We start from the raw sequence: 14,245 nt of genomic DNA, 5'->3' as shown, positions 1-14,245 counted from the left end.
CATCATATGAAAAGAATATTGGTCCTTTGTACCGGCAACAGCTGCCGTAGCCAAATAGCAGAAGGTTATTTAAGATATTTCGCCGGAGACAAGGCGGAAGTTTACAGCGCCGGCGTGGAAACACATGGCGTCAATCCGCGTGCCATCGCCACCATGGCGGAAGATGGTATTGATATCTCCACACATACCTCTAACAATGTTACAGAATACCGGGATATACCCTTCGATTTTGTGATCACTGTTTGTGATAACGCAAAGGAGAGATGTCCGTTTTTCCCCACCACCGCGCAACTGTTCCATGAAAACTTCCCTGACCCGGCGAAAGCCACCGGCAGCGAAGAAGAGATCATGCAGCAGTTCAGAGTGGTAAGGCAGGTGATTAAAGACTACACCCAGTCATTTGTAAAAGCCAATTTATAAAACGAGGCCGCTCCGTACGAAGGAGCGGCCGCAGGAAAGCCTGTTATGCATTGTTCATTCCGGGGACAGCATTGTCATCAGCCGGGAGGAAGATGTCCTCCATGCGGAGGGCGTCATCCAGGAATTCCCCGCCTTCATCAGTGTTGTGCGGAGCTGTATGCAGCGGTACCAGCGAATGATCATCGTGCAGCTTTAGTTTGAACGGATGCAGAAAAGAGAAATGCATGACTGTTCGTGTTAAAGGTGAAACATAGCGTGAGTGTTGTTAAGCCTTGGCCAACTGGCTGCTCAACCAGTTATCGAAATTGATGGCGCCCAGTTTAGCCTGACCCGCAGGCACCAGTGCTGCATAGCTGATTTTTGCGCCGTAGTATTGCAGGTTTTGGTTGGCCTCCACTTTACGGGGATCGGTGGCTGCTTCGAGGTACCGGGTAATCAGTTCCGGCATCGTGAAGCGGCCGGGACCTGCGATTTCCTGTATGCCGTTGACAGGCGCAGACAGCGCTGCTTCGGTCACAAAGGTGGCTACGTCTTCCGCTGCGATAGGCTGAAACTGCAGATCTGAGATATGCACTATGTTGCCTTCCGTAGCCTGGTTGGCGATGCCGCCAATGAACTCGAAGAACTGCGTGCTGCGCATAATAGTATGTGGCACGCCGGATTGTTTGATCAGATCTTCCTGCACTTTCTTAGCGCGCATGTAGCCGCTTTCCTGCATGAGATCTACTCCTACGATGGAAAGTGCCAGGTGATGTTTAACACCCGCCCTGATCTCCGCTGCCAGCAGATTTCGGCCGGCAGTTTGAAAGAACTCCATGACCGCTTTGTCTTCAAAAGAAGGAGAGTTGGCCAGGTCCACCACAACATCTGTATTGGCCAGCGCTTCATCCAATCCTTCTCCGGTGATGGTATTGATACCGGTTGCCGGTGAAGCGGAAATCACCTCATGGCCTGCCTGACTGAGTTTGGCGACTACTTTGCTCCCGATGAGGCCTGAACCTCCAATGACTACGATTTTCATAAGTTGAAGTTTTTAGTTTGAAGTCAAGAAATCTAGTAAAATGCCGGATTTGCAAAATGCTGATAATCAGTGTGAGGAGGGAATTGGTGGGATGTTTTTTTCACTGTATTTCATGAAAGCACGACGACATTCACGATATTAAGTGAGGCTTTAAAGAAAATAGATACCCGGAGCTGATGAAACAGCCTGAAAAACATCGTAGCCCAGGGCTTCAACCCTGGGTGAAATAATCAGCCTTCGTAATGCCCAGTTTTTTCATTTTAGAATGAAGCGTATTGCCGGGGACCTGTAATATTTCTGCGGCGCCACCGATGCCGGAAATCTTTCCGCTGCAACGTTTCAGTACTTCGATAATATAGCTGCGTTCCACTTCTTCCAGTGAACGGTTGGCAAGGTGGGCCGGACTTTGTTGTTCTGATACGTTTTTTGAGGAGAGATAAACATCTTTCAACACACCATCCGGAGACAGCAGCACGCTGCGTTCTATCAGATGCTCCAGTTCCCGCACATTGCCGGGCCAGCTGTAACTGCGCAGTTGCAGCATAGCCTTGGGCGCAATCTGATTGATTTTCCGGCCGGCATTGCGCGCATATTTTTTAACGAAAAAATTGGCGAGCGGCGCTATATCTTCCGGCCGGTCGCGCAACGGCGGCAGCGTAATAGGAAAGACATTCAACCGGTAGTAGAGGTCCTCACGGAACTGTCCCTTCCTGACTGCCTCTTCGAGCTGGCGGTTGGTGGCGGTAATCAGCCGGACATCTACTTTGATGGTTTGTTTACCACCCACTCTTTCCAGCTCCCGTTCCTGAATAACGCGCAACAATTTGGCCTGGGCTTCCAATGGCAGTTCCCCGATTTCATCGAGAAACAACGTGCTTTGGTTGGCCAGTTCAAATTTACCGATATGCCTGTCGGTAGCACCGGTGAAGGCGCCCCGTTCATGGCCAAACAGCTCACTTTCTATCAGGTTGGCCGGCAGCGCTGCGCAATTGACCTTCACCATCAGTTTATCTTTACGAGGTGAGGCGTTGTGAATGGCGCGGGCAATCAGTTCTTTGCCGGTACCGGTTTCTCCCAGCACCAGCACGGTAGTTCCGGACGTGGCCACGAGAGATATCAGGCGGTAGACTTCCTGCATGGCTGCTCCGTTACCAACGATTTCAGAAAAGTTATAGATGGTCCTGATCTGTTCTTTCAGATAATCATTTTCATCTTCCAGTTGTTTTTTATAGGCCAACAGTTTTTCATTGGCCTGTATATTGGCAATGGCAATTGATATCTGGGCACAGATGCCTTTCAGCAGCAACTTGCTAAGCTTATTGGCCAGCAGCCAGATAGTGCCGATGTTCCGGTTGCCCACCCGCAACGGGAAGCTGTACATGTTTTTCAGACCGGTTGTGGCCCATAATTTTGCATAGTCATTACCGCTCCTGATTTCTTCCGCTACATTGAACACCAGTCCTTCTCTGCTGGCCAGCACCTTCGATGTATAAGGTTCTTCCACGGTGATCCGTGTGCCCGACATCTTTTCAAAAGTAGCTTTGGTGCCGCCAAACAACGTCGGATCACACATGAACATCGACAGATGGACCTCATCGTCATCAAGCAGCCTGATCATGGCCAGTTTGGTACCCATAGTCTTATCCAGCACTTTGAAGATAGCTGCCTGCAGGTCCGTCTTAGATCTTACCTGCGCTATTTCATTGCTGAAATCCAACAGGAATGATTTTTCCCTTTCTGTTTTATGGATCTCTTCATTTTTGATGATATTGGACACAGCCCCCGATAACTGGGGAATAATACCATTGATGACACTTCTGAATTCATTGGTGAAGCTTCCGGGCTTGTCGGTATACATATGGATAAAGCCCATGGGCTTGTCTTCCATCATAATTTTAGTCATGAGGATTTCCCTTACGCCTTTTTCATAATTGACCTTTAGGAAAACCGGGCTTTCCGGTTGCTCCATGATGTCTTCCAACAGAAAGGAGATGGGGCCATCTGCCTGCAATACAGTCTGTATAAAAGGCTCGTTCAACCTGAAATGCGCCTGAATTAATTCCGGGTACATCGGATGTTTCCGAATGGGAGAGGACTCATTGTCCAGCAGGAAAGGAGTGTAAGTTCCGCTCTTTTCATCAATGAGGGTGACGATGGTATGTGTGAAATAAAAATAACGTTTGAGCCGCTTGGAGAAAAGGACCAGCAGATCATTTTTATCCCTGACCCTGGTGATATCATTACCCAAATCAAGCAACATCTTCCTTTCCTGCTCCAACACCGCCTGGGAAAGAACAGGCAGCTGTGGCTCCTGAGATTTGTCTCTTTTCATGAAGTCGCATTAAAGTCAGGTCTAAATATAGTGAATAAGCGGTCACCTTGTGTTCACTCAATGTTGTCCCTGTCCGGCGGTGCTGTGCTGCTCCTTTTATCTTTCAAATAAATACAGGATATGGTCGCTGGTGGTTATCACTCATTGTTATTCCTGTCTGGCGGCGTTGCTTTTAGCAAATGCTGTACAAAGAAGTCGTTGCGCCTGCTCCGGCCATAGGGGCCGCCATCGCTGTGTCCCATGCCTGGTATGGGAAGGAAGTCAAAGGTTTTGTTGCATTTGATCAGCGCGTTGATCACACGATAGGTGGACTCCGGCGGCACGTTGGTATCTGCTTCTCCTACTATCAGCAGCAGATCGCCTTTTAGTTTACCGGCGTTGGTGACGTTGGATTGTTCTTCATAATGTTTGCCAACGGGATACCCCATCCATTGTTCATTCCACCATTGTTTATCCACGCGGTTGTCGTGACAGCCACAGGACGCTACTGCTGCCTTGTAAAACTCCGGATGAAAGAGCAGGCCGCAGAGTGCGTTCTGTCCGCCGGCGGAAGTGCCGTACAGACCCACCCTGGTGGCATCCACGAAAGGGTATTTTTCGGCCAGGGCTTTGATCCAGCGGATGCGGTCAGGGAAACCGGCATCGGCCAGGTTTTTCCAGCACACATCGTGAAATGCTTTGGAGCGGTTGGCGGTACCCATACCGTCAATCTGTACTACGATAAAACCCAGGTCTGCCAGGTGTTGCATGTCGATATAGTAGCTCATGAAACTTTTAGGTACAAAAGCATCATGCGGCCCTGCATAGATGTTCTCGATAACAGGATATAACCTGGTGCTGTCATAGTCTGTAGGGCGGCACATGATCCCCCAGATGTCCGTTTTCCCGTCCCTGCCTTTGGCATGGAACGGTACCGGGAAAGGCACGCCGGTAGCCTGCCAGGCGCTGACATCGGCCCGTTCAAGCACGGTGATGAGCTTCCCGTCGGCGGTACGGCGCAGTTCATTCACCGGGGGAACATTTACCTGGGAATACTTATCAATGTAATATTGCCTGTCGGGGGAAAAATATACCTGGTGATTACCTGCTGCAGGCGTGAGTTTTGTTAGCTTGCTACCGTTAAAGCCTATACGATAATAGTGAATAAAATAGGGATCTTCTCCCGGCTCCATGCCTCCGGCACGGAACCATATCTCCCGTTTTTTGGCGTCTACACTATCGATGCCGCGTACCACCCATTCACCCCGGGTGACTTGATTTTTAATGGCACCGGTGAGGGTGTTAACGAGATAGACATGCCGCCAGCCATCTTTTTCGGAGGTCCACAACATTTCATTGGTCTCCGGCAGATAATGCGTATAGAGGCGGGACTCATAAATAAAAGTAGGAGATTGTTCGTCCAGCACGGTGCGGGTAGTACCAGTAAGTGCATCCGCTTCAATGACACGAAAACGCTGATGGCCCCGGTCTGCTTTCTCATACAAAAAGTAACGGGGCTGGTTGTGCCGCCAGTGCAATACCGGCGGACCGAAGAAGTCCAGCGGCTCCGCATCTGTCTGTATCACTTTTTTATCAGCTACGGAAAAAATGTACATCTGATAGACCGGGAAAGGGTCACCGGGCTGCTTGTAAGGCTGTGAATGCAGCTGTCCGCGGGTAGTGCCGGGAACATCTGTCAGGATGTGGTATACCACGGAATCCGTAACCGGACGGGTGAGATAACCGACAATGTACTTGCTGTCCGGCGACCAGGCCAGTGCTTCATAACGGGCCGCCTGCCCGCTGTCGGCGCCGTTGGTGGTCAGCTGCGTCAGCGTGCTGTCTTTGGTGGATTGAATATAGACGTTACCGTTAATAATGCGGGCTATCCATTGTTTGTCAGCTGATACGGAATCGGCTTCAAAGTCCTGCCACCGGGAAGGGCCGCGCTGCGCTACCTGCGATTGCGGTGTGCTGCCGGCTATCAACCGGTTTATCCTGGTGGTATCTTTGATTGTTTCCTTGTGGCCGGTAACGGCATTGACCAGGTAATAGATTTTCGTAGAGTCCTGGCTGTTATTATTAACGGCATACCAGCATTGTTTGCCACCGGGAAGCCAGCTGGCTTCTACGTTGTGCCGGAATACCTTCCTGCGGGTGAGGCTGTCCTGCAGCTGCACTTTATGGTAGCGCTGCATCACTTCTGCATGATCAGGCAGGTAAGGTTGTTGTGCCGAAAGGGTGGTGCCGGAGAGGCAGCACCAGGAAAGCGCTCCCCAAAATAAGCTGTATTTCATAAATCTATCGTGTGCTAGCGCGTAAATATAATGATCGAAAGGTTCCGTTGTTAGCGGTTATTGATGAATTGTACGCGGATTTTGACCTAAAATCGTTGGCTGCAAAAATATCAAGTGCGAGAATTTTTTTTTGAATAATGATTTAATGACTAGCTTAGGTATGTTACTATTTAGTCGTTAATTTTTTAAACCTGTAGCCCAACTACCCAACATCATCGCTGATCTCATATAACCGTTAACCTGTGTGGCAGTACCCCTGTGCGCCTGTTGTTGTGTTGCCCGTATTGTTCTTGCTGTTAAAAAGATGGCTGTCTGTTAACGCTATCCCCATCAATCATTTATTTCTTCATAAAACCCTCGAAATGCCATGAAATCCACCTTCTTGTTTTGTTTCGCTTTCTTTTTCTCTATGTTAGCTCATGCACAGTTGATCGGTGAGACTACGGTATGTCCGGATACGCAGTATCCTTATTCTTATTTCACCCTCAAACCGTATACGCTGATGAACTATACTGTGATTGATGGGAATGGCAGTGTCCAACCGACGGGCACTACCTGCTATATCAGGTTTTCTCACGATCAGCCCAGAAAACCACGTATCCTTACCCGGATTTCGTGGGCAGACGGAACATCTTCGCAGGACACCTCCGCGCCAATTACAGTATTAAGCGTCGGTAACCCGATAGCATATACGACCATGACGAAGTCGTTTCCCTGTTCTTTCCGGGGAATCACCACGATTACCATTGGTGGCGTTCCAAGAGGGGACTCCTACGACGTGACTAATGATGCCGGATGGCCTGTGACCCGGGTAAGCGCCAATCAGTTCACGATGGATATCAATAGTGAAGCCGCAGGCACCGTAACCCTCAGTGCCCGGAATGACAGTTGCAAAAAGACACGGAGCGAGACGGTAACAATTTCCCGTCCGAAACCTGTACTGGGAGCGATCTCCGGTCCCAATGTTGTTTGCAACGACACCGGACGCACATTCAGCGTGCCAGCCTTTCCCGGTGTTGTCTCTTATACATGGACTGCCAGCAACGCCAACATAAGAATTAACGGACAAGCTCCTCCCATTACCATTGCAGGCGCCAGCGGAAACAGTGTTAAGATATCCTCCGCCAGCGGAAACTATCAGGCCGACATCAGTGTATCAGCTGTCGGTGAATGTGGAAACAGTACGCCTGTTACAAAAAATGTGAGTGTGGGTACACAGCCTATTGATTTTATGATGGGATTCCCCTTTGATGGCGTACATTTTGGTGGTGGACAAAGCTATGAGTTCTCTATCATGCTGCCTACCAACAGCGGAACCGTGTTGGATGTTGCCTGGAAGGCAATCGGAGGTAAAATTACCAGCTACAGCAGTGATAAAACAATGGTCTATGTAACGATGAATAACCCCTCCAGGCCGCAATTCCCCGGCGCTATTTCTATATGGGTAAAATGGAAAAATGAATGTGGCTGGAGCGATGATTTCAGTCGCAGTGGTAAGATTGATGCCGGTGGCGGCGCGACGTTCATGGCCAGCCCTAATCCTGCAAATAATTATCTCAGCATAGAAATGTCCGGCACACCTGCCACGATGCAGAAAACCGGTGGGGTACAGGATGCGAGCGACATCATCCTGTATGATATGCACTATAAGGAAATTAAACGAATGAAACTGTCCCATGGTGCTACCAGAGCCGTTATGGACGTACAGAATGTTAGAGAAGGCACTTATATCTTACAGGTAACAAATGGAAGAGAAAAACAAAGTAAGGTGGTGATCATCTCTCACTCCCTGTAATAACTCAATATAATACATACGGCCTGCGTTCAGTTTAATATTGAACGCAGGCCGTCTCATTTTTAGTCTCTCCCTCACCGCAAATATTTCCCCAGACACCGCGAATATAGATCAGCCCCGCTCAAATATCCATCTGCTTCCAACAACATCTTTCTGCGGCCTACTTTTACTTCAGATTTAAAATTCAACGCACATGAAAAAGTTAGAAAAACTGGTTGCCAAAAAGGTAACATCCCCGGAAAGTATCAAGGGTGGCTTGTATCAGCTCTCCATGGAAATGGCAGATGATCAGGAAAGGACCACGCAGAATTCTGCTACCTGGAACGGTCAGCACTATGTAACTGATTGCCGGAATGACCCTAATAAGTAATCAGTGTTCCCCGAAAAAGTATTGTAAACTATTAAAATTGAAAAACATGAACAAACTCACAAAACTGAACGAAAAAAAAATCGAATCCCTGGAAACTATTAAGGGTGGCCTGATGCAGCTCTCCATGGAAATGGAAGATTCTGGCGAATCCGCTGGCACCACTGTTCACACACCTACGCATTACTCAGGTCCTGATGTTTACCTGTGCGACCACAAACGTGATAAATAATCATCTCCTCCCGTCATTCGTATGACTGGAAACAAAGGGCTGCCGGTGTTTTCCGGCAGCCTTTATCTCCGGGAATCAACTACCTGCCATGTCTCAAAAGATCCTCATATTAAGTCAGTCACATCTCGAAAGCACCACCGATCATGTTTGCCTGTGGATGGATTATCTCCGGATACCATTTCTGCGGGTCAATGGGGAGGACTTTTTCCGGTTTGAAAACCTGGGTGATCTTCCCGGTGATACCGCAACAGCAGCCGTTTGGTACCGGCGTAAGATCAACAGTTTCCCGGTGGAATACAGCCTTAAACAGGCAGACTTCCAGACGCAATACACCCTCAAACGTTTTCTGATAGATGAATTCAACGGCGTGTATTCGTTCCTGTTCCACACCATCAGCCGGCACAAATGGCTGAATGACCCGCTCTCAGAAGACAGGCTGAATAAACTGCATGTATTGGCGCTGGCCCGTCAACACGGCATCCCGACGCCCTTTACAGAAGTGGTGACCACCAGGGCGGCAATAGCCGGGCTGCTGGGGCTGTATCAGGAACTGATCGTAAAACCGCTCAGCGAATGCATTTTCGTGGAAGGCGCCGATGGTGAACAATACAAGATGCTGACCAAAACCATCAACAGCGCTAATCTGCGGATGGTACCGGAGAAATTTTTCCCTTCACTGGTACAGGAAAAAATTATCAAGAAGTTCGAAATACGCAGCTTCTACCTGGATGGCGACTGCTATTCCATGGCCATTTTTTCGCAGAATAACCAAAAAACGAAGGAAGATTTTCGGAACTACGATACGCAACGCCCCAACAGAACAGTGCCCTACAAACTGCCAGCTGAGCTGGAACTGAAGCTGGACCAGCTGATGCGGTCACTGGGATTCCGCACGGGTTCCATCGATCTGATGGTGGACATGGAGGGCCATTACCATTTCCTGGAAATCAATCCCGAAGGGCAGTTTGGCATGGTGTCTTATCCCTGCAACTATTACCTGGAGAAGAAATTAGCCCGATTACTCCAACAAAGCATATCCCATGAAGAAGAAATTCACCAGCAGCCTGAAAGAAAAGAAAGGACTGCCGCTGTCACTGTATTTCCTGGAGAAAGATGAACACCAGGCATCCCGGCCCATCCTGAAGTTTGAAAAAGCCCCAAAAATTAACTCAGCAGGTTTCGAGCTCTTTAACTTTTACAAAGTGATATCCAAATTCTGATGGAATATTTAAACATTTATGCAAACTGCCGGATTGTAAAAGGCGCCGGCATGTCGCTGCTATACGACCTGCAGCTGCGCAGGTATTACCATATCCCCAATGATACGGCGGATGTGTACCTGTTCCTCCAACAACACTCCATTGAGGAGTGTGTGGCGCACTATGGTGAAGACAACCGGGAGACAATTGAAGATTACATTGATTTTGTGATCAGCCGGGAGCTGGGATTTAAAGACCAACAGCTGCTGCCTGAACTGACAACGCTGGACCTGAGCTGGGACCGTTACGCTGACATCACCAATGTCATTATCGAATACAATGAGGCGATAGATTATGACGGGCCTTTCTTCCGGGAACTGTTTGCGTTACATGTGCAGGCGCTGGAGATCAGGTACTATCATGCGGTAACATTGGATAAAATCCGCGCATTCGTGGAGCGGTTTAATGGTACCACCCTGAAATATATCAAACTGGTATTGTCGTATGATAAGGTGCTGGACCTGCAGCTACTGGACAAACTGGTGAAACAGTATCCGCGGGTAAAATCGTTGCTGATACATTCTTCCCCGGTCCTCCGGCAGGAAAAAATATTTGACGGTTCCGTGCCGGTCGTGTTCTTCGACAAGCCTATCAATTCCTGTATGGCCTGCGGTGAAATCCGGGCGAATTATTTTGTGTCCAACCTGGAGCTGTTCACCGAAAGCCAGCATTATAATACCTGCCTCAACAGAAAACTGAGCATTAACCTCAACGGATATATTAAAAACTGCCCTTCCATGCAGGAGGACTACGGGCATGTGGCCACCGCTTCGCTGCGGCAGGTATTGGACAACCCGGTATTTCGTCGTTATGGCAGCATTCGTAAAGATGACATAACAGTATGCAGGGACTGTGAGTTCAGGCATGCCTGCACCGATTGCAGGGCCTATGTGGAGAATCCGGAGGATGTTTATTCCAAACCGCTTAAATGCGGTTACGACCCGTACACCAACAAATGGGAGGATTGGACCCAACATCCCATGAAGCAGGCTGCTATTGCCTGTTATGGGTTGAAAGAGACAAACAACTAATATGAAGCTGAAGACATTCCCTTTTTATACGCAGCCGGACAGGAAGGATTGTGGGCCTACCTGCATAAAAATTGTCAGCAAACACTATGGCCGGTTGACAGATATTCAGGCCATCCGGTCGCTGGCGGAAACCACGCGGGAGGGAAGCTCTTTGCTGGGACTGTCCGCCGCTGCTGAGGGACTGGGATTTAAGACGCTGGCAGTAAAGATAGACTTCAACACATTGGTGGAAGAAGCGCCTGTGCCCTGTATTTGTCATTGGGGACAACAGCATTTTGTGGTGGTCTACAAAGTGAAGAAATCAGCAGGGCGTGTATTCGTTTACGTGTCTGACCCGGCTTACGGATTGATAAAGTACACGCAACAGGAATTTATCGATGGTTGGATGGGACGCGGTAAACAGGCCAGCGACGAAGAGGGTATCGCCTTATTGCTGGAGCCTACGCCGGCATTTTATGAGGCAGAGTCGGAAGCCCCGCGTAGCAGGAAGGATTTCTCTTTCCTGTTCAGTTATTTCCTCAGCTATAAAAAACTGATCGTACAGCTGGTAGTTGGCCTGCTGGCCGGTAGCCTGTTGTCGCTCATTTTCCCTTTCCTGACCCAGAGTATCGTAGATATCGGTATTCAGAACCACGATCTGAATTTCATCTACCTGGTGCTGCTGGCGCAGGTGATGTTGTTTATCGGAAGAACGGGCATAGAGATGGTGCGCAGCTGGATTTTGCTGCACCTTTCCAGCCGGATCAATATTTCCATTGTCTCCAATTTTTTCATCAAGATGATGAAGCTCCCTATCAGCTACTTTGATACCCGGATGACTGGTGACATTATGCAGCGGATCAATGATCACCAGCGGATAGAACAACTGCTGACCAACTCGTCGCTCAATACGCTTTTCTCGCTGGTCAACCTGGTTATTTTCGCCATTGTGTTGTTGTTGTACGATTACCGCCTATTCCTGATCTATCTGTTGGGAGCGGGCTTGTCAGTCGGATGGATAGGCTTCTTCCTGAAAAAGAGGAAGGAACTGGATTACAAACGCTTTTCGCAGGTATCCCAGGAACAGAGCAAGGTGATCGAACTGGTGAACGGGATGCAGGAAATCAAGATGCATAACGCTGAGAAGCAGATGCGTTGGGGCTGGGAGTTCATGCAGGTGAAACTGTTCAAAATCCGGCTTAAAGCCTTATCGCTGGAGCAGTGGCAGATGGTGGGCGCTAATTTCATTAACCAGATGAAAGATATTTTCGTCAGTTTCCTCGCCGCCAAACTGGTGCTGGACGGCAATCTGACACTGGGCATGATGCTGTCGGTGCAGTACATCATCGGACAGTTGAACGGTCCGCTGATCCAGCTGATGGATTTTGTGAAACAGACGCAGGATGCCAAAATATCGCTGGAACGGCTGGGAGAGATCCATGATAAAGCGGATGAAGAACAGGCTGGTATGCAGACAGCCATGGACATACCCGAAGAAGACATTGTGCTGAATGATGTGTCCTTCCGATACGTCGGCGCCGGGGCGCCGGTGTTTGAGCACCTGAGCCTGCGCATACCACACCGCAAAACCACCGCCATTGTGGGGGCCAGCGGCAGCGGCAAAACCACCCTGCTGAAGATGTTGATGAAATTTTATGAGCCGGTTGATGGAGATATTAGAATCGGAAACCTGCAACTACAGCATATTTCGCCGCGTCATTGGCGCGATCAGTGTGGGGTAGTGATGCAGGAGGGATACGTGTTCAATGATACCATCGCTAAAAACATCGCCATCGGGGTGGAAGACATCAACCGCCAACAACTCAGGAAGGCGGTGGAGGTAGCATGTATAAAGGATTTCATTGAAACGCTGCCGTTAAGTTATAACTCAAAGATCGGCAATGAGGGGATCGGTATTAGCGGAGGACAGAAACAACGGCTCTTTATCGCCAGGGCTGTCTATAAATCGCCGGAATACATATTCTTCGATGAGGCCACCAGTGCGCTGGATGCCAATACAGAAAAGGCGATCATGCACAACCTCGGGCATTTCTTAAAAGGAAAAACAGCGGTCATCATCGCCCACCGGTTATCGACCGTAAAAAATGCAGATAAGATCATTGTACTGGACAAAGGCAAGGTAGTGGAAGAAGGTAGTCACGATGAACTGGTAGCACTGAGAAGAGAATATTACAGGCTTGTAAAAAATCAATTGGAACTTGGAAACTAAAAAAGACATACTGGAGACCGTCCACCTGCATTCGGAAGGGGTGCAGGATATCCTGGCGCAACCACCGCACTGGATGGTCCGCTGGGGGAATACCACCATATTCCTCATCCTGCTGCTGGTGCTGCTGATGAGTTATCTGATGAAGTACCCGGAGTTTGTGCCCTCCAAAGTCATTATCTCTTCCCAGAACCCGCCGGAGAAGCTGGAGGCGCGCACCAATACCAAGATTGAAGAGATTTTCGTGGAAGATCATCAACAGGTTTCAAAGGACCAGCTACTGATGGTGTTGCAATCAACAGCCGACTACCGGGATGTGGTCCGTCTCAGGAGTTTGATAGACTCACTGAGCAACAGGGGATTGGAACATTTCCCGCTGGGCGTGGTGGCAGGTTTTAAGCTGGGGGAAATTCAGGCCGATTACAACGCCTTTGCCAAAGCGCTGACAGATGAACAGCTGTACGCGCGCCTGCAACCCTATTCGCCGGACTATGCGGCGGCCGACAGAGGCCTGGTGGAATCGCGTAGCAGGATACGTACGCTGCAACAGCAGAAAATGCTGGAGCAGTCTAAGTATGAAGTCTCCAAAAGAGAATGGGAGCGGTACCAGGAACTGTTTAGGGAAAAGGTGGTGTCAGCGGCGGAACTGAGCCAGGAAAAAATAAAGTTCTTGCAGGCAGAGCAGAACCTTGAAACGATCAATATCTCCATCTCACAGCTGCAGGAAGGCATGTTGGGTATGGAAAAAACGAGAAGCGGGGCAGCCATCAGTGCGCAAAAAGACAAAATTAACCTGTCATCGCAAACCGTGCAGCTGTTTGAACAGTTGCGGAAGTCGCTCAATGCGTGGGAACAGAACTACCTGTTGACTTCTTCTGCTAATGGGACGGTAAGTTTCCAGCAGTTTCTCGGAAAGCACCAGTTTGTGAAAACAGGCGACATATTGTTGTCCGTTATGCCGGATGATAAAGATGTGCTCATCGGTCGTTTGCAGGTACCGGCCACCAATTCAGGAAAGGTGAAAGTGGGACAGAAGGTGTTGTTCAAGCTGGAAAACTACCCGTACCAGGAATTTGGCATGGTGGAAGGCAAGGTGAAGTATATCGCCAATGCACCGGACAAGGACGGCAACTATTATGTGAACGTTGTGCTGACCAATGGCCTGCAAACATCCTTTCACAAAACCCTTACCTTTGACAAAGAGCTGAAGGGCAACGCAGAGATAGTGACGCAGGACCTGCGGCTGATAGAGCGTTTCTTTTATCAGCTGCGGAAGCTGCTGCGGGCTGGCCAGTAAGCAGATATA

Annotated in this window: 12 protein-coding genes; 8 read left to right on the top strand and 4 right to left on the bottom strand. The window is 49.1% G+C overall.

Going from position 1 to position 14,245, the window contains the following annotated elements; genetic code table 11:
* Nucleotides 1–6: 6 nt before the first annotated feature.
* Nucleotides 7–420 (top strand): arsenate reductase ArsC, encoded by a 414-nt coding sequence (locus HHL17_RS20300; protein ID WP_169226619.1) that lies wholly within the window; start codon nucleotides 7–9, stop codon nucleotides 418–420.
* 43 nt (nucleotides 421–463) lie between these two features.
* On the opposite strand, the gene HHL17_RS20295 is transcribed toward HHL17_RS20300, so the two are convergent.
* The 4 genes from HHL17_RS20295 to HHL17_RS20280 form a co-directional block, all read right to left on the bottom strand.
* Nucleotides 464–646, bottom strand: coding sequence for a hypothetical protein (locus HHL17_RS20295; protein WP_169226618.1), 183 nt, complete (start codon nucleotides 644–646; stop codon nucleotides 464–466).
* A 39-nt stretch (nucleotides 647–685) separates the two neighbouring features.
* Complete coding sequence (locus tag HHL17_RS20290; RefSeq protein ID WP_169226617.1) at nucleotides 686–1,441, bottom strand: SDR family oxidoreductase; 756 nt, start codon at nucleotides 1,439–1,441, stop codon at nucleotides 686–688.
* A gap of 211 nt (nucleotides 1,442–1,652) precedes the next feature.
* Complete coding sequence (locus HHL17_RS20285) at nucleotides 1,653–3,773, bottom strand: sigma 54-interacting transcriptional regulator (protein WP_169226616.1); 2,121 nt, start codon at nucleotides 3,771–3,773, stop codon at nucleotides 1,653–1,655.
* Between the two features lie 137 nt (nucleotides 3,774–3,910).
* Nucleotides 3,911–6,049 carry a S9 family peptidase gene (locus tag HHL17_RS20280; RefSeq protein ID WP_169226615.1) on the bottom strand — a complete coding sequence of 713 codons (2,139 nt, stop codon included), beginning with the start codon at nucleotides 6,047–6,049 and terminating at the stop codon, nucleotides 3,911–3,913.
* A gap of 367 nt (nucleotides 6,050–6,416) precedes the next feature.
* Here HHL17_RS20280 and HHL17_RS20275 point away from each other — a divergent pair, with 367 nt between their 5' ends.
* The 7 genes from HHL17_RS20275 (at nucleotide 6,417) to HHL17_RS20245 (ending at nucleotide 14,236) form a co-directional block, all read left to right on the top strand.
* Nucleotides 6,417–7,844, top strand: a complete 1,428-nt coding sequence (locus HHL17_RS20275; RefSeq protein WP_169226614.1) for a T9SS type A sorting domain-containing protein — start codon at nucleotides 6,417–6,419, stop codon at nucleotides 7,842–7,844.
* A 193-nt stretch (nucleotides 7,845–8,037) separates the two neighbouring features.
* Nucleotides 8,038–8,214: a hypothetical protein gene (locus HHL17_RS20270; RefSeq protein WP_169226613.1), complete on the top strand. Its 177-nt coding sequence runs from the start codon at nucleotides 8,038–8,040 to the stop codon at nucleotides 8,212–8,214.
* Nucleotides 8,215–8,260: 46 nt separating this feature from the next.
* Complete coding sequence (locus HHL17_RS20265; protein WP_169226612.1) at nucleotides 8,261–8,443, top strand: hypothetical protein; 183 nt, start codon at nucleotides 8,261–8,263, stop codon at nucleotides 8,441–8,443.
* 88 nt (nucleotides 8,444–8,531) lie between these two features.
* The gene (gwsG, locus tag HHL17_RS20260) at nucleotides 8,532–9,560 is read left to right on the top strand and encodes a grasp-with-spasm system ATP-grasp peptide maturase (RefSeq protein ID WP_169226611.1); all 1,029 of its coding nucleotides are present in this window, start codon (nucleotides 8,532–8,534) and stop codon (nucleotides 9,558–9,560) included.
* 102 nt (nucleotides 9,561–9,662) lie between these two features.
* A complete protein-coding gene (gene gwsS, locus HHL17_RS20255) occupies nucleotides 9,663–10,733 on the top strand; it encodes a grasp-with-spasm system SPASM domain peptide maturase (protein ID WP_169226610.1) in 1,071 nt (356 codons plus the stop codon).
* Nucleotide 10,734: 1 nt separating this feature from the next.
* Nucleotides 10,735–12,942 carry a peptidase domain-containing ABC transporter gene (locus tag HHL17_RS20250; RefSeq protein WP_206156107.1) on the top strand — a complete coding sequence of 736 codons (2,208 nt, stop codon included), beginning with the start codon at nucleotides 10,735–10,737 and terminating at the stop codon, nucleotides 12,940–12,942.
* A complete protein-coding gene (locus HHL17_RS20245) occupies nucleotides 12,932–14,236 on the top strand; it encodes an HlyD family secretion protein (protein WP_169226609.1) in 1,305 nt (434 codons plus the stop codon). Before HHL17_RS20250 ends, HHL17_RS20245 begins: the two co-directional genes overlap by 11 nt.
* Nucleotides 14,237–14,245: the final 9 nt, after the last annotated feature.

This window comes from Chitinophaga fulva, from assembly GCF_012927205.1.
Classification (GTDB): domain Bacteria; phylum Bacteroidota; class Bacteroidia; order Chitinophagales; family Chitinophagaceae; genus Chitinophaga; species Chitinophaga fulva.
Note: the sequence above shows the minus strand (reverse complement) of the source record. Positions and strands in the feature narration are given on the sequence as shown.